This is a genomic window from Sphingopyxis terrae subsp. terrae NBRC 15098 (assembly GCF_001598815.1).
In the GTDB taxonomy this organism is placed as follows: Bacteria; Pseudomonadota; Alphaproteobacteria; order Sphingomonadales; family Sphingomonadaceae; genus Sphingopyxis; species Sphingopyxis terrae.
Genome location: NZ_BCZQ01000004.1, coordinates 206,249 through 229,369 on the forward strand (window position 1 = coordinate 206,249; position 23,121 = coordinate 229,369).

19 protein-coding genes and 1 tRNA gene are annotated in these 23,121 nt (G+C 64.8%); 9 read left to right on the forward strand and 11 right to left on the reverse strand.

The features are described 5' to 3' along the window. Position 1: 1 nt before the first annotated feature. The 4 genes from STE01S_RS03750 (at position 2) to hflX (ending at position 5,623) form a co-directional block, all read left to right on the forward strand. Positions 2-2,293, forward strand: coding sequence for a sensor histidine kinase (locus tag STE01S_RS03750; RefSeq protein WP_082813208.1), 2,292 nt, complete (start codon positions 2-4; stop codon positions 2,291-2,293). Further along, positions 2,283-3,662: a nitrogen assimilation response regulator NtrX gene (gene ntrX, locus STE01S_RS03755; protein ID WP_003051693.1), complete on the forward strand. Its 1,380-nt coding sequence runs from the start codon at positions 2,283-2,285 to the stop codon at positions 3,660-3,662. The genes STE01S_RS03750 and ntrX overlap by 11 nt, the downstream gene beginning before the upstream one ends. 117 nt (positions 3,663-3,779) lie before the next feature. Further along, positions 3,780-4,274, forward strand: a complete 495-nt coding sequence (hfq, locus tag STE01S_RS03760) for an RNA chaperone Hfq (protein WP_003051691.1) — start codon at positions 3,780-3,782, stop codon at positions 4,272-4,274. 8 nt (positions 4,275-4,282) lie between these two features. Next, the gene (gene hflX / locus STE01S_RS03765; protein ID WP_062764990.1) at positions 4,283-5,623 is read left to right on the forward strand and encodes a GTPase HflX; all 1,341 of its coding nucleotides are present in this window, start codon (positions 4,283-4,285) and stop codon (positions 5,621-5,623) included. Here hflX and mazG read toward each other — a convergent pair. From mazG to STE01S_RS03810, 10 genes are all read right to left on the reverse strand, one after another. Continuing rightward, complete coding sequence (gene mazG / locus STE01S_RS03770; protein WP_062764993.1) at positions 5,601-6,374, reverse strand: nucleoside triphosphate pyrophosphohydrolase; 774 nt, start codon at positions 6,372-6,374, stop codon at positions 5,601-5,603. The genes hflX and mazG overlap by 23 nt on opposite strands. A 76-nt stretch (positions 6,375-6,450) precedes the next feature. Beyond that, on the reverse strand, positions 6,451-6,627 hold the full coding sequence (locus STE01S_RS20265; protein WP_156001432.1) for a hypothetical protein: 177 nt from the start codon (positions 6,625-6,627) through the stop codon (positions 6,451-6,453). Further along, a complete protein-coding gene (locus tag STE01S_RS03775) occupies positions 6,624-7,388 on the reverse strand; it encodes an MBL fold metallo-hydrolase (RefSeq protein WP_040590753.1) in 765 nt (254 codons plus the stop codon). The genes STE01S_RS20265 and STE01S_RS03775 overlap by 4 nt, the downstream gene beginning before the upstream one ends. A 13-nt stretch (positions 7,389-7,401) precedes the next feature. After that, on the reverse strand, positions 7,402-8,178 hold the full coding sequence (locus STE01S_RS03780; protein WP_062764995.1) for a TatD family hydrolase: 777 nt from the start codon (positions 8,176-8,178) through the stop codon (positions 7,402-7,404). After that, positions 8,178-9,746: a methionine--tRNA ligase gene (gene metG, locus STE01S_RS03785; RefSeq protein ID WP_062764998.1), complete on the reverse strand. Its 1,569-nt coding sequence runs from the start codon at positions 9,744-9,746 to the stop codon at positions 8,178-8,180. Before metG ends, STE01S_RS03780 begins: the two co-directional genes overlap by 1 nt. 38 nt (positions 9,747-9,784) lie before the next feature. Further along, positions 9,785-10,777 carry a DNA polymerase III subunit delta' gene (locus STE01S_RS03790; RefSeq protein WP_062765000.1) on the reverse strand — a complete coding sequence of 331 codons (993 nt, stop codon included), beginning with the start codon at positions 10,775-10,777 and terminating at the stop codon, positions 9,785-9,787. Continuing rightward, the gene (tmk, locus tag STE01S_RS03795; RefSeq protein ID WP_062765003.1) at positions 10,765-11,391 is read right to left on the reverse strand and encodes a dTMP kinase; all 627 of its coding nucleotides are present in this window, start codon (positions 11,389-11,391) and stop codon (positions 10,765-10,767) included. The genes STE01S_RS03790 and tmk overlap by 13 nt, the downstream gene beginning before the upstream one ends. Beyond that, positions 11,388-12,614, reverse strand: coding sequence for a D-alanyl-D-alanine carboxypeptidase family protein (locus tag STE01S_RS03800; protein WP_062765006.1), 1,227 nt, complete (start codon positions 12,612-12,614; stop codon positions 11,388-11,390). Before STE01S_RS03800 ends, tmk begins: the two co-directional genes overlap by 4 nt. A gap of 3 nt (positions 12,615-12,617) precedes the next feature. Further along, complete coding sequence (locus STE01S_RS03805) at positions 12,618-13,628, reverse strand: septal ring lytic transglycosylase RlpA family protein (protein WP_062765008.1); 1,011 nt, start codon at positions 13,626-13,628, stop codon at positions 12,618-12,620. Beyond that, entirely contained in the window at positions 13,612-14,604 is a 993-nt protein-coding gene (locus tag STE01S_RS03810) for a lytic murein transglycosylase (RefSeq protein WP_174531823.1), read from the reverse strand. The genes STE01S_RS03805 and STE01S_RS03810 overlap by 17 nt, the downstream gene beginning before the upstream one ends. Before the next feature lie 226 nt (positions 14,605-14,830). Here STE01S_RS03810 and STE01S_RS03815 point away from each other — a divergent pair. Continuing rightward, positions 14,831-14,920, forward strand: a tRNA-Ser gene (locus STE01S_RS03815). A gap of 13 nt (positions 14,921-14,933) precedes the next feature. Here the strand turns inward: STE01S_RS03815 and STE01S_RS03820 are convergent. Next, positions 14,934-15,632, reverse strand: coding sequence for a 2OG-Fe(II) oxygenase (locus tag STE01S_RS03820; RefSeq protein ID WP_062765014.1), 699 nt, complete (start codon positions 15,630-15,632; stop codon positions 14,934-14,936). A 183-nt stretch (positions 15,633-15,815) separates the two neighbouring features. On the opposite strand from STE01S_RS03820, the gene STE01S_RS03825 reads away from it, so the two are divergent. From STE01S_RS03825 to STE01S_RS03840, 4 genes are all read left to right on the forward strand, one after another. After that, positions 15,816-19,019 (forward strand): autotransporter outer membrane beta-barrel domain-containing protein, encoded by a 3,204-nt coding sequence (locus STE01S_RS03825; RefSeq protein WP_062765017.1) that lies wholly within the window; start codon positions 15,816-15,818, stop codon positions 19,017-19,019. A gap of 258 nt (positions 19,020-19,277) precedes the next feature. Then, positions 19,278-19,799 (forward strand): RNA polymerase sigma factor, encoded by a 522-nt coding sequence (locus tag STE01S_RS03830; RefSeq protein WP_062765020.1) that lies wholly within the window; start codon positions 19,278-19,280, stop codon positions 19,797-19,799. Beyond that, a complete protein-coding gene (locus STE01S_RS03835; protein WP_062765023.1) occupies positions 19,789-20,730 on the forward strand; it encodes a FecR family protein in 942 nt (313 codons plus the stop codon). The genes STE01S_RS03830 and STE01S_RS03835 overlap by 11 nt, the downstream gene beginning before the upstream one ends. 2 nt (positions 20,731-20,732) lie before the next feature. Further along, the gene (locus tag STE01S_RS03840; RefSeq protein WP_062765025.1) at positions 20,733-23,120 is read left to right on the forward strand and encodes a TonB-dependent receptor domain-containing protein; all 2,388 of its coding nucleotides are present in this window, start codon (positions 20,733-20,735) and stop codon (positions 23,118-23,120) included. Position 23,121: the final 1 nt, after the last annotated feature.

A 23,121-nucleotide genomic window follows, 5' to 3' on the forward strand; every position in this document is an offset into this window, starting at 1 on the left:
AATGACGCAGCCTTTCCCCTCGGCTCTTGACGGCGAACCCGGTGATACGGACGCGCGGGGCGGCTGGTGGCGGTTCGGCGCGCCCGAATATTATACGCTCGCCCTGATCGCGAGTGTTGCGATCGGCACCTATATCTTCGTCACCGGCGACGCGCAGAGCGAGCGTTTGCTGACCCCGGCACTCGTCGCGGCGATCATGGTCGCCAATCTCGTTCCCGCGATGGCGCTGATCGTGCTGATCGGCAGCCGCGTGGCCCGTGCGCGCGCCGAACGGACGATGAGCGGCGGCAACGGGCGGCTGCACGTACGCCTCGTCGCGCTCTTTTCGCTGATCGCGGCGACGCCGACATTGCTGGTGGTGATATTCGCTTCGCTGCTGTTCCAGTTCGGGGTCGATTTCTGGTTCTCGGACCGCTCGCGCGGCATGTTCGAAAACGCGGCCAATCTTGCCGAAGGCTATTATCAGGAGAACCAACGACAGGTCGGGGCCAACACATATGCCATGGCGACCGACCTCGGTAAGCAACTGACCCAGTTTCCCGTCGATAGTCCCGGCTTCTATAATTATTATCTGCAACAGGTCGTGGTGCGCAGCCTCAATGAGTCGGCGATTATCGAAGTCGGAAAGGACGGGGTCGTCCGGACCGCCGCAGCCATCGATCCCGACAAGCGCGCGGCCGAGAGTCGCCTGACGCCGACCATGGTGAACCGCCTCAAGGCGGGTGAGGATGTCGTCGTTGTCCGTCAGGCCGACCGCGTCGAGGCAGCCGCCCGCTTGCCGGGAACGGAGAGTGCCTACGTCTACGCGTCTCGCGACGCCAATGTGCCGGGCTTTCAGCAATCCGCGCGGGCGGGGGCCGTGCTTGCCGACTATAACGACCTGTTTCAGCGATCGCAGCAGCTCCAGTTGCAGTTCAACGGCGCACTCTATCTCGGTTCGCTTCTGTTGCTGGCGCTGGCGGTGGTGGCCGCGATCGTTGTCGCCGACCGCATCACGCGCCCGCTCGGCACCCTGATCGGCGCGACGCGCACCGCGGCCGGCGGCGATCTTTCGGTGCGCGTCACGCCGCCGGCCCGCGACGACGAGATCGCCGTGCTGACGCGCGCTTTCAATCGCATGACCGAGCAGCTCGAGGGGCAGACGAGCGCACTCGTCAACGTCAATGAGCAGCTCGAAACGCGGCGCAGCTTTATCGAGGCAGTGCTGAGCGGCGTCTCCTCGGCGGTCGTCTCGGTCGATGCGCAGCATCACATTCTTCTCGCCAATGCCGCCGCCGAAAGCCTGATCGGGCAAAGCGCCGAGACCTTGACCGGGCAACCGCTCGGCGATGTCGCGCCCGAACTGGCCGCGCTCTTGAGCGGCGGGGAGCAGGAAGGGATCGTTCAGCTGGCCCGCCGCGATGCCGAACCCGCGACGCTCGCGGCCAAGGCGGTCGCGCAAGGCGACGGCTTCGTGCTGAGCTTCGAGGATATCACCCAGCAGCTGCTCGATCAGCGCCGCGCCGCCTGGTCCGACGTCGCGCGCCGCATTGCGCATGAAATCAAGAATCCACTGACCCCGATCCAGCTCGCCGCCGAACGCTTGCAGCGCCGCTTCGGTGAAAAGGTCGAGGGCGATGCCGCAACCTTCCGCAAGCTGACCGACACCATCGTTCGGCAGGTCCACGATATGCGCCGCATGGTCGACGAATTTTCTAGCTTTGCGCGAATGCCGAAGCCCACCTTCGGGGTCGAGGATATCCGCGACATCCTGCGCCAGGCGGTGTTCCTGTTCGAGGTCGCGAAGCCCGACATCATATTCAGCGTCAAGACGCCGAACGAGATCGAGCCGCTCGTCTGCGACCGCCGCCTGCTATCGCAAGCGCTGACGAACATCGTCAAAAATGCGGTTGAGGCCATCGAGGAAAATACGAAAAAATCGGATGGCCCGGTTTCGGGCCATATCCGCGCCGAACTCGACATCGGCCCGCAGGATGCGGTGGTCATCCGCGTCACCGATGATGGCATCGGGCTGCCCGAGGCGCGCGACGCGATCGCCGAACCCTATATGACTACGCGGCAGGGCGGGACGGGGCTCGGCCTTGCGATCGTCAAGAAGATCGTCGAGCAACATTATGGCGAGCTTGAATTTTCGGACAATCCGGAAGGGCGGGGGACGCAGGTCACGTTGACGCTGCACGCCGATCGCCTGCGGCCATTGGCTGGCAAGGGCGGGGGAGTTCCAACAGGGCAGATTGAATCGGTGCCGGGGCGCATCAGAAACCGGCAGGACAGAGAAGAACATGGCGCTTGATATTTTGATCGTCGACGACGAACGCGACATTTGCGAACTGGTCGCCGGCGTCATGGAAGACGAAGGCTATGAAGCGCGGACCGCTTCCGACAGCGATGCCGCACTCGAAGCGATCCGCCAGCGGCGCCCGTCGCTCGCGCTGGTCGACGTGTGGCTGCAGGGGTCGCGGCTCGACGGATTGGGGCTGGTCGAGGCGATCAAGGAATTCGACCCGACGCTGCCGATCATCGTCATTTCGGGCCATGGCGGTCTCGACACCGCCGTCGCGGCGATCCGCCGCGGCGCCTACGACTTCATCGAAAAGCCGTTCGAGGCCGAGCGTCTGTTGCACCTCGTCGCGCGCGCGACCGAAAGCGAGCGGCTGAAGTTCGAATATGAACAGCTTCGCGAAAAGGCCGGTCCCGCCGACGAACTCACGGGCAGCAGCACCGCGATCAACAATGTCCGCGCGACGCTGAAACGCGTGGCGGGAACCGGCAGCCGGGTGCTCGTCACCGGCGCTCCCGGCGTCGGCAAGGAGGTTGCGGCGCGCGTCCTCCATGGCTGGAGCGGGCGACAGAATGCGCCGTTCCGTGTCATCTCGTCGGCCCGGATGGACCCCGAAACGGTCGAGATCGAATTGTTCGGGTCGGAAAGCGACGACGGGGCGATCCGCGTCGGTCTGCTCGAACAGGCGCATGGCGGGACGCTCTTCCTCGACGAAGTCGCCGACATGCCGCTGACGACGCAGGGCAAGATCTTGCGCGTCCTGACCGACCAGAGCTTCACGCGTGTCGGTGGGCGAACGATGATCCGCGTCGATGTGCGCATCATTTCGGGCACCGCGCGCGACTTGATGAGCGAAATCGCCGAAGGGCGCTTTCGCGAAGATCTCTATTACCGGCTCAATGTCGTGCCCGTGCATATTCCGCCGCTGCGCGAGCGGCGCGACGATATTGCGAGCCTCTGCGACCATTTCGTCGGCCGTTATGCCGCCGAACGGCGCGTGCCGCCGCCCGAGATCAGTTCGGAGGCAATGGCGGCGCTCCAGGCGCATGAATGGCCCGGCAACGTGCGCGAATTGCGCAACGTGATCGAGCGAGTGATGATCCTCGCGCCGAGCGATCGGCTCGGCCGGATCGATGCCGACATGCTGCCTTCGGAGCTGGTCCGCGGCGGCACCGATATTCTGCCCAACAGCGAATCGATCACCGCGATTCCGCTCAAGGAGGCGCGCGAGAATTTCGAACGCGAATATCTGCGCATCCAGATCAATCGCTTCTCGGGAAATATCTCGCGCACCGCAGCCTTTATCGGGATGGAGCGTTCGGCTCTCCATAGAAAGCTGAAGCTGTTGGGATTGACCGAGAATCAGGACGGCGAAGGGTAGTGGCTTTACCCTAGACCTGATCCGCTCTTTGCCGCATATTGCGGCTGCGAAGACGACAAGGGGCTCATCGTCGGCGCATCGAACCCGCGGCTCGGCCGCCAAAAACAGGAGGCAAATGTGTCCGATAAAAACCAGAATCTTCAGGATCTTTTTCTCAACGCTCTGCGTCGCAGCAAGACCCCGGTGACGATGTTTCTCGTCAAGGGCGTGAAGCTGCAGGGAATAATCACCTGGTTCGACAATTTCTCGCTCTTGCTCCGCCGCGACGGCCAGTCGCAGCTCGTGTACAAGCACGCGATCTCGACGATCATGCCGTCGCATGATTTCGACCTGGCCTCGCTCGGCGCCGATGTGCGCGAAGTTCCCACCGCCAAGGGCAAGGCGCTTCAGGACGTTTTCCTGAATGCGGTGCGCCGTTCCGAAGAGTCGGTGACGATGTTCCTTGTCAACGGCGTCATGCTGCAGGGCGATATCGTCGCCTTCGATCTGTTCTGCATGCTGCTCGAACGCGAACGCCAGGTGCAGCTTGTCTACAAGCACGCCATTTCGACGGTTCAGCCCAACGGCCCGATCAATCTGACCGACAATGGCGAAGCCGACGGCGACGCCTGATCGACCCGATGTCCGATAGCGCCGAAGAGGTAACGCGCGGTGCGCCCGCGCTGCTTGTCGTGCCCGAATGGCACGGCCAGCGCCTGTCGCGCGATCTCGACGCGCGCGTTGAGGAAGCAAAGGGGCTCGCGGTCGCGATCGGGCTCAAGGTGGTGGCAGCGCATCCGCTGCGCCTCCGCCAGACGCGCGCGGCGACGCTGATCGGCGTCGGTCAGATCGAGGCTATCAAGCCCGCGATTGCGGCGCACGACGTGCAACTTGTCATCGTCGACGCCGCGTTGACCGCGATCCAGCAGCGCAATCTGGAAACCGCCTTCGGAACGAAGGTGATCGATCGCACCGGCCTGATCCTCGAGATATTCGGTGAGCGCGCCGCGACCGCCGAGGGGCGGTTGCAGGTCGAACTAGCACATCTCGACTATCAGGCGGGACGGCTGGTGCGAAGCTGGACCCACCTCGAGCGCCAGCGCGGCGGCTTCGGCTTCCTCGGCGGCCCAGGCGAGACGCAGATCGAGGCCGACCGCCGGATGATCCGCAATCGTATGGCGCGCATCCGCCGCCAGCTCGACGATGCGCGGCGCACGCGCCAACTCCAACGCGCCAAGCGGCAGCGGGCACCTTGGCCCGTCGTCGCGCTCGTCGGCTATACCAACGCCGGAAAATCGACGCTTTTCAATCGCCTGACGGGAAGTGACGTCATGGCGGAAGATATGCTGTTCGCGACGCTTGATCCGACGATGCGCGAAATCCGTCTGCCGGGGATCGACAAGGCAATCCTCTCCGACACGGTCGGCTTCGTCTCCGACCTTCCGACCGAACTCGTCGCCGCCTTCCGCGCAACGCTAGAGGAAGTGACGACGGCCGATCTGATCGTCCATGTCCGCGACATCGTCCATCCCGACAGCGACGCGCAATATGACGACGTCAAGGCGATCCTCGACTCGCTCGGGGTCAATGGGCCGCAGGACGGGGAAGGGGAGGACGCCGCCGACCCGATTCCGCAGATCGAAATCTGGAACAAGATCGACACCGCGGCTCCCGATCGGCGCGCCGAGATCGTCGAGATCGCCGCACGGCGCAGCGACGTCGCGGTCATTTCGGCCTTCACGGGTGAGGGCGTCGAGGCGGCGCGGACGCTGATGGCGGCGCGGTTAACCGAAGGCCACGAAATACAGCAGATTTTTCTCGGCTTTGACGAAGGGGAGGCGCTTGCCTGGCTCCACGCCCGGGGCGAAGTGCTCGACAACAAAGCAGAGGGTGAGGGGCATGTGCTCACCGTTCGGCTCGATCCCGCCGATCAGGCCCGCTTCCGCCGCCTCTGGCCGGCTAAGGGGCTTCCGAAGCCTTGACCGCCTGCCAATGCGCTTCGAGCGCATCGAGCGGCATATCCGCCATGTCGGCGCCGGCGCGTGCTTCGACGGCCATGAAGCGGCGCGCGAACTTGGCGTTGGCGTCACGGAGTGCGCTTTCGGCATCGACGCCGAGGTGCCGCGCATAGTTCACCACCGCGAAGAGCAGGTCGCCGACTTCCTCCGCACGCGCTGCGTCGTCGGGGGCGGTTTCGACTTCTTCCAGTTCTTCGGCGATCTTGGCGCGCGGTCCGTCGATATCGGGCCAGTCGAATCCCGCCCGCGCAGCGCGGCCTTGCAGCTTTTGCGCGCGCAGCAGCGCCGGCAGTGACAACGCCACGCCGTCGAGCACGCTTTTGGCGCCGTCGGCGCTACGCTCGGCCGCCTTGATCTGTTCCCATTGCTGGCGAACGTCATGTGTCGTCGCATCGCCGAAAATATGCGGGTGGCGCCGTTCCATCTTGTCGCTGATCGCATTGGCGACGTCGTCGAACCCGAACAGGCCTTTGTCGGTGGCGATCTGGGCATGAAAAACGACCTGGAGCAGCAAATCGCCAAGCTCGTCGCAAATCGCATCGGGCGATCCGGAGGCTATGGCGTCGGCAACCTCGTAGGCTTCCTCGATCGTGTAAGGTGAGATCGTTGTGAAGTCCTGCGCCAAATCCCACTCACATCCACCATCGGGATTGCGCAGCTGACGCATGATTGCGAGCAGTCGATCGATGGGGGACAGCGAAGGCGCATTAGACATATGATTATCCGATAATATATATTATGTTAAATTCAATATAGCGGGGAGGCCCGTTTGCCCCCCTCTCGTTGAATCGTCAGGCAAAAAGCTGCCACGTCCGGACGACGAGAAATACGAGCGCAAAGATCGCCACCCACGCGAGCGCCATCTTCAGCCCGTCGGCCAGATTGAGCCGTCTGGCCGCGAGCGAGCTCAAGACCAGCGCAAAGGCCCCGACGAACCAGATCATCTGCACCGTGGTATCGCCGTTCACAATTCCACCTCCAGCCCGTCGTACCCAGGCTCGACGCCGTCAGGCAGCTCGCCGGCCAGATCGTCATAATCCATCGTATTGTCCATATGCGTGATAATGGCCCGCGGCTGGCCGACCTTGGCGAGTCCTTCGAGCGTCATCGCGAGATGCGGATGCGTGGGGTGCGGATAGCGGCGGAGCGCGTCGATCACGAACAAGTCGACCCCCTGGAAGAAATCGACCATTTCATCGGTAAAGCGTGAAAAATCCGTCGCATAGCCTATCTTGTGCGCACCGTCGCTGAAGATCAGGCCGCTGGCTTTTATCGGACCATGGGGCATTTCGAGTGCCGATACTTCGATCGGTCCGATCCACTGATGATCGGCCAGTTCGATCGGATCGACCGATGCCGGATAGCCTGCGTTGCCGGCAAAGGCATAGGTGAAGCGCCATTTCAGAATATCCAGAACATGCGCGCGGGCGTAGGCCGGCACGGCCGAACCGCGCAGATGCATGATCTGACGCAAATCGTCGAGGCCGTGCGTATGATCGGCATGTTCGTGGGTCCATATCACCCCATCGACCTCGCCGATCCCGGCGTCGAGCAGCTGCAGGCGCATGTCGGGGCTGGTATCGACGATCAGCCGGTATCCGCCGAGCGAAATCATGATCGAGGCCCGGCTGCGCAGGTTCCGCGGATTGTCGGGGTCGCATTGCCCCCAGTCGTTACCGATCCGCGGTACCCCGGAAGAGGTACCGCACCCTAGAATGCGAACCTTCATGGCGCGTGTGACGTCATGGCGCCGCCTTGTTGAAAAGCGCGTAGAAATTCGCGCTTGTCGCCGCTGCCAGCGCCTCGCGGTCGTCGCCGCGCAGGTCCGCCAGAAATGCCAGCGTATCGGCCACGAAGGCGGGCTCGCCAGTCTTGCCGCGATGCGGGACGGGGGCAAGGAAGGGGGAATCGGTTTCGATCAGCAGCCTGTCCTGCGGCAGCCATTTTGCCGTGGCCTGAAGATCGGCGGCATTTTTGAACGTCACGATCCCCGAGATCGAGATGAACAGCCCAAGGTCGAGCGCCGCTTTGGCGAAGTCGTCGCTCGCGGTGAAGCAATGGATCACGCCGGTGTAAGGCGCCCTTTCCATCTCTTCGCCGAGCAGCGCCAGCGTATCGGCTTCGGCATCGCGAGTGTGGACGATGATCGGCAGGCCGGTCTGCTGCGACGCGTGGATATGGCGGCGAAAACTATCCTGTTGCCGCGCCCGGTCGCTCTTGTCGTAATAATAGTCCAGCCCGGTCTCGCCGATCCCGATCACGCGCGGATGCGCGGCCCTCTCGACCAGCTTGGCGGTATCGATATCGGGATGATGATCGGCGTCGTGCGGATGGATGCCGACGCTAGCCCAGACATCGATATTGGCTTCGGCAGCGGCCAGGACGTCGTCCCACTCGCTCTCGCGCGTCGCGATGTTGAGCATCGCGGTGACGCCGCGCGCCCGCGCGCGCTCCAGCACCTCGCCCTGCTGCTCGGCAAGCCCCTTGTAATTGAGGTGGCAGTGCGAATCGACGAGCATCAGGCCTCCCCTTCCCCTTCGGGCAGTTCAAGGCGTGGAAAGATAGGAACCGGCTGGCCGACCGCAAAACCGCTGGCAGCAAGCTTCGCAAACCATTCGGTGTCGGCAAGCGCGGCGAAGTCGCGCGCATCGTCGGCGATTCCCATCTGGTTGAGCAGCGCGTCAGCCGCGGACGGCACCACCGGGCGGATCGCAATCGCGAGCGTGCGGACGGCCTGGAACAAGGTCATCAACACGGCGCGCATCCGTTCGGGATCGGTCTTCCGCAGCGCCCACGGCGCCTGCGTGTCGACATATTGGTTGCAGGCGAAGACCGCTCTAAGCCAACTTTCAATCCCCGTTGAGAAAGCTAAGTTTTCGAAGCTGTCGGGAAGGTCGCAGTTGGCAACTTGCGCGACTTGCTCCAGCACCGCAACGTCTTGTGCATAAATTTCAATATCGGGAGTAAGTTCACCATCCAAATTCTTGAAAATCATCGACAAGCTGCGCTGCGCCAGATTGCCGAAGCTGTTGGCGAGGTCGGCATTCGCGGTGCGCACGATCGCTTCGGCCGAATAGCTGCCATCCTGTCCGAAGCTCACTTCGCGGAGCAGATAATAGCGCAGCGCATCGACGCCGAACTGTTCGGCGAGCGTCATCGGATCGACAACGTTGCCGAGCGATTTCGACATCTTCTCGCCGCGGTTGAGTAGAAAGCCGTGACCGAACACCTGGCGCGGCAGCGGCAGACCGGCACTCATAAGGAAGGCCGGCCAGTAAACAGTATGAAAACGAACGATATCCTTGCCGATCATATGAATGTTCGCCGGCCAGAATCGTGCGAAATCGCCGTCCATGTCGGGATAGCCAATGCCCGACAAATAGGTCGTGAGCGCGTCGACCCAGACATACATCACATGCCCGGGGCTGCCCGGCACCGGGACGCCCCAATCGAAACTCGTGCGCGATACCGACAGATCCTTTAATCCGCCCTCGACGAAGCGCAGCACCTCGTTGCGGCGGCTTTCGGGGCGGATGAAGTCGGGATTGTCGTTATAGAGCGCGAGCAGACGGTCCTGATAGGCCGACAGGCGGAAGAACCAGCTTTCCTCGACGGTCCATTCGACCGGCGTCCCCTGCGGCGACAGGCGAACGCCCCCTTCCCCGTCTGTCAGTTCGCTTTCATCATAGAAAGCTTCGTCGCGAACCGAATACCAGCCTTCATAGCGGTCGAGGTAGAGGTCACCATTGGCTTCCATCGCCCGCCAGATCGCCTGCGATGCGCGATGGTGCGCCGGGTCCGACGTGCGCATAAAATTATCATAGCTGATATTCAGCTTGCCATACATCTCACGGAAATATCCAGACATTTCATCGGCAAGATCGATCGTTGCGCGACCCTGGTCGCGCGCGGTCTGATACATCTTCAGCCCATGTTCGTCGGTACCGGTGATCAGGCGCACGTCGCGGCCGCGCATCCGCTGGAAGCGCGCCATCACGTCGGTCGCGATGGCCTCGTAGGCGTGACCGATATGCGGGCGGCCGTTGGGATAGCTGATGGCGGTGGTGATATAAAATGGTTCGGACATGCGCGCGCCTTAGCCGCTGGCGCGGCCAAGGGAAAGCGTCAGCGTGCCGCCTGCCCGCCGCGCGGCGCGAGTTCGGCGAGGCAGTTGCCGATCTCGAACCCCACCATCGCCCCGTCATAAGACCCGCGCACAGCATCGCGCACCGTCCGCTGGATGCGGTCCCATTGACCGAGCACCGGTGCGATCTCTCCCAGCGGGCGTTCGCGCGCCAGCCGTGCCAGCAGGCCCGGCACGATGTCGATCACCAGTTCGAGCCGCGCCCGGTTGCTGGTGCCCCCGACTTCGCGCGCCAACGCTTCGCGTAGCCGATTGTCGCGATCACCGCCGGTCGCTATCGCCAGCAGTTTCTTTTCCATGACCGCGACATCGCTGTCGATGAGCGCCAGCGCCTTGCCGGGAACCCCGCCCGACGCCGCGACGATCGCGCGCACCTCGGCCATGTCGAGCATCGGACGCAAATCGTGCAGCCACGCCGTCATGACGGCACGCTCAACGGGTTGAAAACGTAGAATTCTGCAGCGTGACCGGATTGTCGGCAACAGGCGCCCCGGCGAATGACTTACGAGCAGGAACAAGGTTTGCGCCGGCGGCTCTTCAAGCGTCTTGAGCAGCGCATTGGCCCCGTCGGTTTCGAGGTCGTCGACCGCGTCGATGACGACGACGCGCCACGCGCCGAGCGACAAGGACAGATGCAGGCGGCGGATCATGCCGCGGACCTGATCGATCGTGATGTTGCGCGCGAGATCCTTGCTCTTGTCCTTCACCTGCCGCGTCAGATGGATGATCTCGGGGTGATTCCCCGCCGAAACGAGCCTGCCCGCCTGTTCATCGCCGGGATCGTCGAGCGACAGCGGCGCCCCTCCCTCGCCCGCCCGGTCGTGCGTGACCAGAAAGCGGGCAACCCGTGCGGCAAAGGCGCCCTTCCCCATTCCCTGCGGCCCGGCGAGGAGCCAGGCGTGGTGGAGACGGCCGCTTGTCCAGGGCTCAAGAAAGGCCTTCTCGGCGTCGTGATGGCCGATCATGGCAGCCATTCGGCAAGCTCCGACAGCAGGGCCGCGGTAACCGCGGCTGCTGGCGCATCGGCGTCGACAAGACGCCAGCGTAACGGCTCCGCCGCTGCGATCTCGGCAAAGCGCGCGGCGAGCCGGGCCTGATAATCGGCGGGCTTGCTGCCCATGCGATCGGCGCCGCCGGCATCGCGCGCCGCCAGTCGCCGGCGCGCCTCTGCCGCGGAAACGGTCAGGAGGAAGGTCCGGTCGGGCAACAGGCCAAGCGAACCGAAGCCGTGCAGCATCATGATGTCGGCGTCGGTGATCCCCCCTCCCGCGCCCTGATAGGCGCGGGTTGAATCGACAAAGCGATCGCATAGCACCCAGGCGCCACGTTCGAGCGCGGGCCGGATCGTGCGCGCGACATGATCGGCGCGCGCAGCGGCGAAGAGCAGCGCTTCGCTACGCGCGTCCCACCGATCGTCGTCCCCCTCCATCAACAGCGCGCGGATCGCCTCGGCACCAGTGCTACCGCCCGGTTCGCGCGTCGCGACGACGTCGATCCCGCGTTCGGCAAGCGCCGCGGCCAGCGCGCGGATCTGTGTCGACTTGCCGACCCCTTCGCCGCCCTCGAGCGTGATAAAACGCCCCCTCATCGGCCGGCGAGCCGATAAAAACCGCTGCGCAGCCGTGTCCAGACGCCATCGACCGGCGCCACGTCTTTCGCCGCCAGCAATGTCGTGGTTTGCGGCGGCAGGCCGTCGGGGGTCACGATCAGACGCGCGATCGGAGTGCCGCGTTCGATCGGGGCGTTTTGCGGGCTGCGGCTCTGCATCGCGGCGCGATAGCCGCCGGCATATCCCTTGGGAACCGTCATTCGGACCGCAATACCGGCTTCGGCCATCACGCTCGGCCGTGCGCCGCGTTGCACCTCGACCGCCCCGACCTTGGTGCCCGCGGGCACCAGTTCGCGGCCTTCCCATGCGTCAAAGCCCCAGCGCATCAGCCGTTCGGCCTCGTCGCGCCGCGCCTTTTCACTCTTCATGCCCGCTACCACCATGATCAGGCGCCGGCCATCGCGCTTTGCCGAACCGAGAAAGCAATAGCCCGCTTCGGCGGTGTGACCGGTCTTGAGGCCGTCGGCTCCGGCAAAGCGCCCCAGAATGGGGTTGCGGTTCGGCTGGATGATCGGCTTGCCTTCTGGCGACACGCCATGCTGCAAGCGCGGGATCGAAAAATAGCGTGCATAGCCATCGGGATGGTCGCGGATCAGCCGGTCCGCCAGCGTGATAAGATCGGCAGCGCTTACCTTCGTCACGCCGCCATCGGGCCAGCCGTTCGGGGTGCCGAACTTGCTCGACGTCATGCCTATTTTGGCCGCCATCGCATTCATTCGCTTGACAAAATCGGCTTCGCTGCCATCGATCCCGACCGCCAGCGCCGCGGCGGCGTCGTTACCCGACACGGTGATCAGGCCCTTGAGCAATTCATCGACCGAAATCTTCTCGCCGGCGCGCAGGAACATCGTCGACCCGCCGTTGCTGCCGTTCCATTTGCGCCAGGTCGCTTCGCTGACCGTGAAGACCTTGTCGCGCGACAATTCGCCGCGCTTGATCAGGTCGAGCACGACATAGGCGGTCATCACCTTGGCCATCGAGGCCGGCGCGAAGCGTTTGCCCGCGCCGCGGGAAAAAAGGATCGCGCCCGAATCGAGATCCTTCAACATCACGATCGGCGCTTCGGTTACGTAGAGCGGCCTGCTCACCGCGCCCAGCTTCGGCTTGTCATTCCCTGCCGAAGCCGCCGGAAAGGTGCTTGCGAGCGCGATTGCCGCCAGTCCGGCGCCGATGGCGCGCGCGATTCCGTTTCGACGCTGCACGGCTTAGCGGTCGCGCAGGACGGTCGCGTCGCGGAAACCTTTGGCTTTCGCCTTGTCCTGTGCGGCTTTTGCTTCGCCGTCACTGGCAAAGGGCCCCATGCGGACGCGCCACAATTTGCCGGCTCTGTCGACATGGCCGCCGACCGATTTCGCTGCGACATTGGCCCGCGCTTCGCTGCTAAACGCGCCGACCTGAACGACGAAGCTTCCCGCAACCGCTTTGGGTGCCGGTTCCGCTTTCTTTTCGGGTGTAGCCGGCTTGGCCGCCGGGGCCGGCTTGGAAGGTTCGGGCTTTTTGCTGCTGGTTACCGCCATCCGGTCGTCGCCGGGTTTGGCCTGAGCCGATGCCGTCGGCGGCGCCGGTTGATCGGGAACCGTGGCGGCAGCCGCTTTGGGCACGGGCACCTGCTTGATCTTGGTCCGCAGGATCGACAGCAGCGATTCGGGCGTTGCCAGCCGCTCGGGTACCGGCCTGCCAGCGCGAAGCTGCGCGCGCTCGGCGGCGGGCGGATTGGTCCGGCGCACGCGAACCGCGCTCACCGCATCGGTCAGCCCGAGCTGTGCAGCGGCGCCGCGCGACAGGTCGATCAGCCGGTCGTTGCTCATCGGTCCGCGATCGTTGACACGAACCAATATCGTGCGCCCGGTATCGAGCGCCGTTACCTCGACATAGCTGGGCAGCGGCAGCGTCTTGTGCGCCGCGCTGATACCGTCGGGGTTGTATATCTCGCCATTGGCGGTCGGCTTGCCCGCCGCTTCTTCGCCATACCAGCTTGCATAGCCGACATCGTCATAATCGGCGACATCCGCGGGCGTGTAGGTCGTGCCCGCGATGGTATAGGGATCGCCGAGTTTCACCGGCACGTCCGATACGCCATTGTCGGCAGGAGCTGTCGCGGGCGCAGCGGCGACCGCCGTATTGCTCTTGCCGTCAAAGCTGCCGCATGCCGCCAGCGCCAATGCCGTTCCTGCGACCAGCGTGGCCGCGCCCCCGCCCCTAACGATCGATTTCATCCGCCAGCAACCCCACAGAAAGTGCGTAAAAGTTCGAACAATTATAGTCGAGTATCGCACGATAATTACCGGTCAGCAAATAGGCGGTCTTTCCCGGGCCGTCGGGTTCGAGCAAGGTCGCCTGAATATGGTCCGCCGGCCAGCGTCCGCTCACTGGCTGGAACCCGGCGGCGCGCCATTCAGCCATCGACCGCCAGCGGCTGTAGCGGGCGAAAACGCGCGGGCAGCGTGTCGGCTCGAGCCGGGTTCCCATTGCCGAACGGTCGAAGCCGTCGGGAACGCGTACGGCAACGCCCCACGGTTCGCCCGCATGCCAGCCCGCCCGGCGCAGGTAGGAACCGATCGACTCGACCGCGTCGGCCTCGCTCGACCAGATGCGGGCAACGCCGTCGCCGTCGCCGTCCTCGGCAACCTTGAGATAGACCGAGGGGAGGAATTGGGGATAGCCGAACGCGCCCGCCCAACTGCCCTTCAGCACCTCGCGCGGAACGCCCTTTTCGACCATTTCGAGCGTCGCGATGAATTCAGGCTCGAACAGGCTGCGGCGGCGTCCCTCATAGGCAAGCGTCGCCAGCGCTTCGGGCAGGTCGAAATTGCCGGTTACCGCCCCATAAGCGGTTTCGTGCCCAAAGATTGCAATCATGATGCTCGTCGGGACGCCCGTCCGTTCCTCGATCCGCGACAGCAGCGGCAACAGGCGGTCGTGGACGCGGCGCCCGCCGTTGATGCGCGCGGCATCGACATGCTTCGCCTTATAAGGCGCAAAGGCCGGGATCGGCGTATCGGGACGCGGCGGCGCGCCCAGATTGTCGCGATCGAGCGCCACGACGCGCGCATTGAAGCGAAGCCCGCTCGTCACCCGGTCGAAGGTCGCGCGCGAAACGCCGCGCGCCTGTGCCTTGGGCCAGAGCGACTGAACATAGGTATCGAAGCCGGGATCGGCCGCCTGCGCGTGCAGCGGCGCCGAAGCCGCCATGGTCCAGGCCGAGAGGAGGACACCGATCCGGGCGAGGAGGCGTCCGATTCTGAATGGTTTAGCGTGCATATGTCCCACCCTATAGGGCGTGTCTGCCACGGATACAGCCCCCTTGGCCAGCCATGGGCAGGACAGGACGAGTCATTCGCGCGCCGGACCGTTCGCACCGCGCGCGCCAAAGGTTTCGCTTGCCGCGCGCCGCCGCCGCGCTATGTCGGCGCCGCAAGGACAGGTGGCCGAGTGGTTTAAGGCAGCGGTCTTGAAAACCGCCGTGGGTGGAAGCTCACCGTGGGTTCGAATCCCACCCTGTCCGCCATCGCCGCACGCGCCTAACGCGCGTCGTGAAATATGATGCCGAGCGTGAAGCGCTCGCCCCTGCGAATTTCGCTGACGCCGTGGCGCATTTTGACGCGGTAGGTGCCGCGTGTTCCGGCTCGCGGTGCTTCGTTGACCGCGAACACGACCGCGTCACCCATCCGCAGCGGCACGACATGTGCGCGCGACTGCATTCTCGGGCGCTGTTCGGTCAGGACGAATTCGCCGCCGTCGAAATCGACTTCCGGCTCGGACAGCAGGACCGCCACCTGAAACGGAAAATGGAGGTCGCCGTAAAGATCCTGATGGAGGCAATTATAGTCGCCGGCGCGGTACCGTAGCAGCAGCGGCGTCGGCCGGACCTGTCCCGACGCGTGGCAAAGGCTTGTGAAGGCGGGCAGATCGGCGGGAAAGGAAGCGCTCGCTCCCAAACGCGCCGCCCATCGGTTCGCAAGCGGCGCCAGGCTTTCATACAGGCGCTGCCGCAACCGTTCGAGGACAGCGGGCAAGGGATAAGCAAAGTAGCGATATTCGCCGCGGCCAAAACCATGACGCTGCATCGTCACCGTGCTGCGAAAGCGCTCGTTGGCGTCGAACATCGCGGAAAGATCGGCGCAATCGGACAGGGTGAGCAGCTTCGGAAGCCGGTGCCATCCCCGCCCTTCCAGATCGGATTCAAGCTGCGGCGTCCGTATTTCCGGCTCGGCGGTCATTGGCATCCTTCCTCTTCGTCGTGCGGTGAGACGCGGCGAATAGCGGGACCGTACACCCGATCCGTTCCGTTTCTTGCGGCCAAAAGCCGGCGCAGGACTTTTTTCCAAGGTCGCGCGCGGCGCGCTCCGTCTTGTGTTCGGTTCCGGGCCATCGACCCGGGGGGACATCAAAAGAGGAACTCCATGCGCAAGACCCTGCTGGCATCGACCTGCCTGGCGACGATCATCGCCATGCCCGCATACGCCGAAACGAGCATCACCACCGCGACGACAACGCCGGTCAGCACCTCGACCGTCAAATCGGGCGCAGCCGACGATATCAAGATCGGCTCCGCAGGCTCGATCAAGCCGACGAGTGGCACGGCGGTCACGATCGACAGCAACAACAAGGTCACCAACGACGGCACGATCCAGATCACCAATTCGGACGGCGCGCGCGGCATTTTTGCCAATGCGGGCGTGACCGGCACGATCACCAATTCGGCGACCGGCAAGATCATCATCGACGAAAGCTACACCCCCACCGACATCGACAATGACGGCGATCTCGACGGGCCCTTTGCGGTCGGATCGAACCGCGTCGGCATCGCAACCGGCGGCGCCTCTACCGGCAATATCGTCAACAGCGGTGAAGTGACGGTCGAGGGGAATGATTCGGCGGGCATCCGGCTCGGCGGGCCGCTGACCGGCAATTTCACGACCGACGGCAAGGTATCGGTCATTGGCGACCGCGCGCTCGGCGTCGGACTGCAGGACGTCACCGGCAATGTCCGCCTCGCCGGCACGATTACGGCGCAGGGCGTGGATGCAGTCGCCGCGCGGCTTTCGGGCAACATCAACGGCGCGCTTGTCGTGCAGGGGACGCTCACCGCCACCGGCTATCGCTACACGACGGCACCGTCCGACCCGTCGAAGCTCGACGCCGACGATCTGCTGATCGGCGGCCCGGCACTGTCGATCGAAGGCGATGTCAGCGGCGGTATCGTCCTGGCTGTCCCGCCCAAGGACACGAACGCTGCCGACAAGGATGAGGACAAGGACGGCATCGACGACGACAAGGAAGGATCGGCGGTCGTCCGCTCCTTCGGTTCGGCCCCCGCGATGCGGATCGGCTCGGCGGACCGCGACATCGCGATCGGTGCCGTTGCCGGAACGGGAACCGGCTTCGGCCTGATCATCGACGGTTCGGTGCAGGGCAACGGCCTTTATGCGGGAAAGGACGCGACGGCGATCCAACTCGGCGGCATGGGGCATAATGTTACCATCGCCGGCGGCGTGGGTATCAGCGGCAGCGTTCAGGCAACGTCGAAGGATGCGTCGGCAACCGCGATCCGCGCCGGTGCGGGAACGATCACGCCCGAAATCCGCAACGCGGGCAAGATCGAGGCGACGGGCGGCAGCAGCGCGACCTCGTCGATCACCGGCATCCTGGTGGAAGCGGGCGCCGACGTGGCGCTGATCCGTAACAGCGGGTCGATCTCGGCCAAGGCCGGCGGCGATGCCGCGACCGCGCGCGCGATCGTCGATCTGTCGGGCAATGTCGACATGGTCGAGAACAGCGGCGCGATCAGCGCCAGCGGCGCGCTCGCGTCGTCGGATCGCAATGTCGCGATCGACCTGTCGGCCAACGGCGGCGGTGCGACCGTCAAGCAGACGGCGGTTGCATCGGGTGTCACCGCGCCGTCGATTACGGGCGACGTCCGCTTCGGCACCGGCAACGATATCTTCGACATCGCCGACGGTTCGGTGAAGGGGAACAGCTATTTCGGCGCCGGCGACAACCGCCTCGCGCTGTCTGGCGACGCCACCTATGCCGGCAATGCGCGCTTCGGCAGCGGCAATGACACGATGGCGCTGACGGGAACGTCGGTGTTTACCGGCAATGCCGACTTCGGCGGCGGCACGGACATCTTGTCGATCGGCGGCACCGCCCGCTTTGCGGGGCAACTCGCCAATGCGCAGGGTCTTGCGGTGTCGGTCGACGGCGGCACCTTCGACATTGCCGGCGCGGCCACCATCTCGTCGCTCGCGGTGACCAACAAGGGCATCGTCGCGGTCACGCTCGACAGCGGCAGCACCGGCACGGCGTTGCAGGTGACCGGCACGGCCAGCTTTGCCGCCGATTCCAAGCTGGCGCTGAAGCTGTCGAGCATCGAGGATGCCGAGGGTGACCACGTCGTCCTGACCGCAGGAACGCTGACCGGCGCGGACAATCTGACGGCCACATCGACGCTCGTGCCCTTCCTCTACAAGGGCACGCTGACCTCGACCGCGAACGAACTGCGCGTCAACATCGCGCGAAAGAGCACGAGCGAGCTTGGCCTCAACCGGTCGCAGGCGTCGGCGTTCAACGCGGTCGTCGATGCGCTTTCGGCCGACCAGGTGGTCGAAGGCGTCTTCCTCGACATCGTCGATGGCGACCAGTTCCGCAATCAGCTCAACCAGATGCTGCCCGAACATGAAGGCGGCGTCTTCGAAACCGTCACCTCGGGCTCGCGCGCGCTCGCACGCTATCTGCAAGACCCCAACGCGCCGTTCCAGGACGAGGGCAAATGGGGCTATTGGGTCAACCAGGCCGTATGGGGCACGTCGAAGAGCATCGGCGATACCGCGGGTTATGATGTCAGCGGCTGGGGCATTTCGCTCGGCGCCGAGATCAAGAGCGGCATCGGCAATTTCGGTGCGTCGGCGGCCTTCCTCAGCGGCAAGGACGGCAACAGCAGCAACGACAGCGAAGTCAGCTCGACCCAGTGGGAAGGCGCGCTCTACTGGCGCCTGAATTCGAACGACTGGCTGGCCCATGCGCGCGTTTCGGGCGCTCCGATCCGGCTCAAGGGCACGCGCGTGTTCAGCGCCGAAGCCGGTACCGAGGATATTCGCGAAACGATGCGCGGCAAATGGGACGCGACGCTGTGGTCGGCATCGGGCTCGATCGCGCGCGACGCGCAGCTTGGCGGGATCAGCTTCCGGCCCACGCTCGCGGTGGATTATTTCAAGCTCAAGGAAGACGGCTATGCCGAAACCGGCGGCGGTGACGCGCTCGATCTGACCGTCGCCGGCCGCAGCAGCGACGAATTGTCGGTCAGCGGCACCGTCGCGCTTGGGCTCGAGTTCGGGGGCGCCGACGAATATGACGGCTGGACACGCTTCGAAATCGAAGGTGGTCGCCGCCAGATCGTCAGCGGGTCGCTGGGTGCGACGGTCGCGTCGTTCAAGGACGGCACGCCGTTTACCCTGGTCCCCGATGATCGCACGAGCGGCTGGGTCGGCCGCATCCGCGGCATCGTCGGCAATTCGGCCTTTCAGGCCGGCGCCGAAGTGTCCGCGGAAGAACAGCAAAGCCATATCGGCTGGGCGTTCCGTGCAAGCCTGCGCGTCGGCCTCTAAGCCCCCCATCGGGGCCGGTCGCAGCCGCAAGGGGGAGGCACTCCCTACCCCCGCCTCCCCCTTGCAAAGGCCGACAGCATGACAACCCCCGGAACCATGCCGATGCGCGCGTTCGCACTGGTACCGGTGCGTGGCCGCGCTCGACCGCGGTTGCAAGCCTCCCCGCTGCCGCTATATGGCGGCATCAGCGGGGGCGCGCATGGTGCCGGTCGGGCGGGCCGGGATCGAAAAGGAATGGCGTTCCGAAACAAGTTCCGAATGACCGAGGCAAATGAACGATCCGACGCGGCCCACGGCATCGAGGGCGTCCTGCTCGCCAACCGCGACCGGATCATCCGGTTTCTGACGGTTCGCGGCGCGGGCGATGCTGCCGAAGATCTGTTTCAGGATTTGTGGATGCGCCTGACCGAACGCCACAGCGGCCCCGTAGCCGACCCGCTCTCTTATGTCATGCGCGCGGCCAATAATCTGATGCTCGACCGCTATCGTTCGGTGCGTCAGAGCCAGTTGCGTGACAAGGCGTGGGGCGAAGCGAGCGCAGTGCAGAAACCCGGCGCCGAGGCGGTGCTTATCTCGCGCGAGCAATTGGCAATGACCGAGCGCGCCATCGCTGCGACCGGCGATCGCCCGGCATATATTTTTCGTCGATTCCGCTTCGACGGGGTATTGCAACGCGATATCGCCGCCGAAATGGGCATCAGCATAAGTACGGTGGAGGCCGATCTCCGCAAGGTCTACGCCGCGCTCGCTGCCGTCAGGAGGCAATTCGATGCCGGCTGACCATGTGACCGCGAGCGAAGCCCAGGCGATCGACTGGATCGTCCGCCAACGCGCGCCCGACTTTGCCGATTGGGACGGCTTTGCCGACCGGCTTGCCGAGGACCCAGGACATGCCGAAATCTACGATGCGTTGGCGAGCCTCGACCTCGATCTCGATGCGTTGCCCCCCGCTGCGCCGTCGGTGTCGCCGGCGAATGATCGGGCTGAAAACGATCGGGGCATGCCGCGTCGATGGTGGCTTGGCGGAGCGGTCGCCGCGGCGATCGTCGGGGTCGTCGCCCTCCCCTCACTCGACCTGTCGGACGGCCGCGACGTGATCCAGACCGCCGCCGGCGAGCATCGCACGATCACCCTTGCCGACGGCTCGCGGATCGAGATCAACGGCGGTTCGACCTTGCGGCTCGACAAGGACCGTCCGCGCTTTGCCCGGCTGGAAAGCGGCGAAGCGATGTTCCATGTCGTGCACCGCACCGACAGCCCTTTCGTCGTCGAAACGGGCGGGACGCAGATCATCGATCTCGGGACGGCATTCAATGTGGTGCGCGCCGACAATCGGACCGCGGTTGCGGTTTCGGAGGGCGTCGTGCTCTATTCCCCCGATCGCAGCAAGCTGCGCCTGGTGGCAGGGCAAGCGATCGACGCGCGCGACGGCGATACGCAGCCGCCGCGCATCCGGCTCGTCGATACGGCCACGGTCGGTGGATGGCGGAGCGGTCTGCTGGTCTATGACGGCGCGGCGCTTCAGACCGTCGCCGACGATCTGAAGCGGACGGCTGGGATATCCGTGCAGATCGATCCCTCGGCGTCGCGCTTGTCGTTCCGCGGCACCCTCGTCGTCGACAAGGCGAGCGATCGCACCGTGGCCGACCTTGCGGCGCTGTCGGGGGCCAAAGCCGAGCGGCGCGGCGATGGCTGGGTGGTCAGCCGCTGACGATGCACGCGCGCCTGTCTCTTGCGCTGGGACTCGCGACTATCATCCTGCCCGCGCAGGCGATGGCGGCTGAAGAACGCGCGTTCGACGTGCCGCGCGCCAGTCTTTCGACCTCGCTTCCGTTGCTCAGCCGCCAGGGCGGTGTCAGCATCAGCGTCAGCGACCCGGCGCTGTGGCGGACGCGGATGCGCCCGGTGCGCGGGCGGATGTCGGTCGACGAAGCGATCCGGCAGATGCTTGACGGCACCGGCGCGCGCGCAGTGCGGGTCAGCGCTACAAGCTGGCGGATCGAGAAGCAGGCGGCCCCGCGCTCCGTACGTCGCCCGCCCCCGCCGCCTGCGGCGCCTGCTGCAGCGCCGCCGCCCCAAGCGCCGCCTTATGAATTTATCGTGACCGCGACGAAGGCCGACCTGCCCTATTCCAGCTTTGCGGGCGTCGTCACGCGGATGGATGGCGACGATCTGGCATTCGGCGGCGAGCGCGGTACGGAATCCATCTTGTCACGAATGGCCACCGTATCGTCGACCCATCTGGGCTCGGGCCGCAACAAACTGTTCATCCGCGGAATCGCCGATTCCAGCTTCACGGGGCCGACACAGGCAACCGTCGGGCAATATTTCGGCGACATTCGGCTGAGCTACAACGCCCCCGACCCCGACCTGCGCCTCTATGACATCGACAGCGTCGAGGTGCTCGAAGGGCCGCAAGGCACGCTCTACGGCGCGGGATCGCTTGGCGGCATCATCCGCGTCGTGCCGCGCGCACCCGACGCGCGAGAGGCGAGCGTACAGGCAATCGCTGGTCTGACCGCGACCCAGCATGGCGAACCGGGCGGCGATATCGGCGCCATCGCCAACGTCCCGATCGGCGACGGCGGCAGCGCGCTGCGCCTTGTTGGCTATATGATCACCGACGGCGGCTATATCGACAATCCGCTGCTCGGCCAGAATGACGTCAATCGCGTAACGGTGCGCGGCGGCCGCGGGACATTGCGCCTTGTCCCGGCGGACGACTGGACCGTCGATATCGGCGGCGTCTATCAATCGACGACCGCCGATGATGCCCAATATGCCGACAAGGATGCACCGCCGCTGACGCGCAATTCGCTCGTCGAGCAGAATGCGCGCGGTCGTTACGGGATGGGCACGCTCGTCGTCACGCGCGACTGGGACAATCTGCGCCTGCAATCCTCGAACGCCTATATCGATCACCGGCTTTACGAGCGCTTCGATGCGACCCCCGCGGGGGGCGACCCGCGCGTTCTGGACCAGTTCAACGACACGCGCATGTGGGCGAGCGAGACGCGATTGTCGCGCCCCTATAGCGATGGTTGGGGCTGGGTGGTCGGCGCAAGCATCGTCGACAATGAAACGCAGCAGCGCCGCGAATTCGGCGGCATCCAGATGCGGTCGGCACTGACCGGCGTCACCAACCGCGTTACCGAATATACCGGCTATGGCGAGTTGACGGCCGAGCTTTTGCCCGATGTGATTGCTACGGCGGGGCTGCGTTACTCGCACGCACGCTTGGGCGGAAGCGGCGAAGACGTCGCCCTCGCTCTGGCGCTCGCAGCGGCGGGCAAGGCGATCACCGCGCATCGCAACGAAAGCGACCTTCTTCCTTCCTTCGCCATTCTCGCGCGGCCGCTATCGAACCTGACGCTTTATGCGCGGTATCAGGAGGGGTTTCGGCCCGGCGGCCTTGCCGTCGACGGCAATTTCGTCCGCCGCTATCGCAATGACCGGGTTCATACGTGGGAAGGCGGCATAAGGCTTGGCGAGCGCGGCCGCACCCCGTTCGATGCCAATATCTCCGTATCGCACACACGCTGGTTCAACATTCAGGCCGATTTCATCGACGGCAACGGCTTTCCGACGACCGCCAACATCGGCGACGGGCGCATCACCAGCATCTCGGGATCGCTCGCCGTCCGCGTGACGCCCACCCTCTCCTTCGATCTGGGCGCGGTTTATAACCATAGCCGCGTCGATGATCTGGCACCCCAAATCGCGCTGGTTGCCGATTTTGCTCCGGGCCGGCTGGGGCGGATTCCCAATGTCGCAAGCCATGCGGTGCGCGGAGCGATCACCTATGCGGCGCCGGTCGGCGACGACGAGGAAATCCGGATCAACGGCTGGGCCAACTATATAGGACCGTCGCGGCTCGGGATCGGGCCGGTACTTGGCGAAGGCCAGGGCGATTATGTCGATACCGGCCTTGCGATGCGGCTCGGCAACGGGCGGCGCGGCTTGTCGGTGACGCTGACCAATCTGCTCGATTCAAAAGGGAATCGGTTCGCCCTCGGAACGCCCTTCGTCGAGGGGAGCCCCGGCTATCTGACACCGCTGCGGCCGCGGACGCTGCGGGTCGCCGTCGACATCGCTTATTGAG

What these genes read in the sequence shown, in the direction of transcription:
- STE01S_RS03750 (WP_082813208.1), top strand. Translation starts at nt 2, where the DNA reads ATGACGCAGCCTTTCCCCTCGGCTCTTGACGGCGAACCCGGTGATACG.
- ntrX (WP_003051693.1), top strand. Translation starts at nt 2,283, where the DNA reads ATGGCGCTTGATATTTTGATCGTCGACGACGAACGCGACATTTGCGAA.
- hflX (WP_062764990.1), top strand. Translation starts at nt 4,283, where the DNA reads ATGTCCGATAGCGCCGAAGAGGTAACGCGCGGTGCGCCCGCGCTGCTT.
- mazG (WP_062764993.1), bottom strand. Translation starts at nt 6,374, where the DNA reads ATGTCTAATGCGCCTTCGCTGTCCCCCATCGATCGACTGCTCGCAATC.
- STE01S_RS03775 (WP_040590753.1), bottom strand. Translation starts at nt 7,388, where the DNA reads ATGAAGGTTCGCATTCTAGGGTGCGGTACCTCTTCCGGGGTACCGCGG.
- STE01S_RS03780 (WP_062764995.1), bottom strand. Translation starts at nt 8,178, where the DNA reads ATGCTCGTCGATTCGCACTGCCACCTCAATTACAAGGGGCTTGCCGAG.
- metG (WP_062764998.1), bottom strand. Translation starts at nt 9,746, where the DNA reads ATGTCCGAACCATTTTATATCACCACCGCCATCAGCTATCCCAACGGC.
- STE01S_RS03790 (WP_062765000.1), bottom strand. Translation starts at nt 10,777, where the DNA reads ATGGCTGCCATGATCGGCCATCACGACGCCGAGAAGGCCTTTCTTGAG.
- tmk (WP_062765003.1), bottom strand. Translation starts at nt 11,391, where the DNA reads ATGAGGGGGCGTTTTATCACGCTCGAGGGCGGCGAAGGGGTCGGCAAG.
- STE01S_RS03805 (WP_062765008.1), bottom strand. Translation starts at nt 13,628, where the DNA reads ATGAAATCGATCGTTAGGGGCGGGGGCGCGGCCACGCTGGTCGCAGGA.
- STE01S_RS03810 (WP_174531823.1), bottom strand. Translation starts at nt 14,604, where the DNA reads ATGGCGGCTTCGGCGCCGCTGCACGCGCAGGCGGCCGATCCCGGCTTC.
- STE01S_RS03820 (WP_062765014.1), bottom strand. Translation starts at nt 15,632, where the DNA reads ATGACCGCCGAGCCGGAAATACGGACGCCGCAGCTTGAATCCGATCTG.
- STE01S_RS03825 (WP_062765017.1), top strand. Translation starts at nt 15,816, where the DNA reads ATGCGCAAGACCCTGCTGGCATCGACCTGCCTGGCGACGATCATCGCC.
- STE01S_RS03830 (WP_062765020.1), top strand. Translation starts at nt 19,278, where the DNA reads ATGACCGAGGCAAATGAACGATCCGACGCGGCCCACGGCATCGAGGGC.
- STE01S_RS03835 (WP_062765023.1), top strand. Translation starts at nt 19,789, where the DNA reads ATGCCGGCTGACCATGTGACCGCGAGCGAAGCCCAGGCGATCGACTGG.
- STE01S_RS03840 (WP_062765025.1), top strand. Translation starts at nt 20,733, where the DNA reads ATGCACGCGCGCCTGTCTCTTGCGCTGGGACTCGCGACTATCATCCTG.